Source organism: Rhizobium sp. WYCCWR 11152, from assembly GCF_013087615.1.
Lineage (GTDB): Bacteria > Pseudomonadota > Alphaproteobacteria > Rhizobiales > Rhizobiaceae > Rhizobium > Rhizobium indicum.
Map to the genome: position 1 here is coordinate 1 of NZ_JABFCP010000017.1, position 1,368 is coordinate 1,368.

Annotated in this window: 1 protein-coding gene; it reads left to right on the top strand. The window is 60.6% G+C overall.

Features of this window, described 5'->3' with window-relative positions; translation table 11 throughout:
• Positions 1-1,368 (top strand): calcium-binding protein (locus tag G9X67_RS27150; RefSeq protein WP_171600123.1); only part of this gene is annotated, 1,368 nt, incomplete at both ends.

The window sequence follows — 1,368 nt, forward strand, 5'->3', positions numbered from 1 at the left end:
TTCGCACGACACTGACGAGCTATACGCTTGGCAGTGATGTCGAGAACCTCACCTATATCGGAACGACGGACTTTGTCGGAACAGGAAACTCGCTGGACAACCTAATCGTCGGCGGTAGCGGGACCGACACCATTGCCGGTGGCGCCGGCAACGACACGCTGAATGGCGGGGCAGGCGCCGACACGCTGATCGGCGGAGCGGGCGACGACACCTATATTGTCGACAATGACGATGACAGCGTTGCCGAGAACGCCGCCGCGGGAACCGACACGGTTCGCACGACCCTGGCAAGCTATACGCTTGCCGCCAATGTCGAGAACCTCGCCTATATCGGAACTGGTGCGTTTGCCGGGACAGGCAACGCGCTGAACAATGTCCTGGCTGGAGGTGCCGGGGTCGACACGCTAAATGGCGGCACGGGCGACGACACCTATGTCATCTCCAACGGTGACATCGTCATCGAGAATGCCGATGAGGGTATCGACACGGTGCAGACGAATCTGACCGCCTATACGCTGGGGGTCAATGTCGAGAACCTCACCTATGGCGGTACGGCCGCGTTTACCGGCACGGGCAATGCGCTCGACAACATCATCAAGGGCGGTGTCGTTGCCGATAAGCTCACTGGCGCTGGCGGCAACGACACATTGATTGGCGGTGCTGGTTCCGACACGATGTCAGGCGGGACGGGTGACGACATTTATGTCGTCGATATCGCGACCGACCTTGTGATCGAGAATGCGAACGAGGGGACAGACACGGTCCAGACGGCGCTTGCCAGCTATACGATTGGCAACAATGTCGAGAACCTGAGCTACACGGGATCGGCCAACTTCACCGGCACCGGCAATGCGCTCGCCAATATGATCACCGGCGGCGCCGGCAATGACACGCTGAATGGCGGGGCAGGTGCCGATAGCTTGATCGGCGGTGCGGGCGACGACACCTATATCGTCGACAATGCCGGCGACAGCGTTGCCGAGAACGCCGCCGCGGGAGCCGACACGGTTCGCACGACTCTGGCAAGCTATACGCTTGACGCCAATGTCGAGAACCTCACCTATATCGGAATCGGAACGGCAGCCTTTGCCGGCACCGGAAACGATCTCGACAATGTAATCACAGGGGCGGCCGCCGCTGATACGCTGTCAGGCGGCGACGGCAACGATACGCTGAATGGCGGGGCAGGCGCCGATACTCTGATCGGCGGTGCGGGCGACGACACCTATATCGTCGACAATGCCGGCGACAGCGTTGCCGAGAACGCCGATGAAGGAACCGACACGGTCAAGACCGTGCTGGCAAGCTATACGCTTGGCGTCAATGTCGAGAACCTCACCTACATCGGAACGGCAGCCTTTGTCGGGA